The 209-nt window shown below is 56.9% G+C and carries 1 rRNA gene; it reads left to right on the top strand.

What is annotated here, in order from left to right:
* Positions 1–209, top strand: a 16S ribosomal RNA gene (locus AO268_RS08065); the annotation flags it as partial.

Genomic DNA, 209 nt, shown 5'->3' on the forward strand with positions numbered 1-209 from the left:
CGGTGACAAACCGGAGGAAGGTGGGGATGACGTCAAGTCATCATGGCCCTTACGGCCTGGGCTACACACGTGCTACAATGGTCGGTACAGAGGGTTGCCAAGCCGCGAGGGGGAGCTAATCCCACAAAACCGATCGTAGTCCGGATCGCAGTCTGCAACTCGACTGCGTGAAGTCGGAATCGCTAGTAATCGCGAATCAGAATGTCGCG

It is taken from the genome of Pseudomonas sp. ICMP 8385 (assembly GCF_002699915.1).
Classification (GTDB): domain Bacteria; phylum Pseudomonadota; class Gammaproteobacteria; order Pseudomonadales; family Pseudomonadaceae; genus Aquipseudomonas; species Aquipseudomonas gessardii.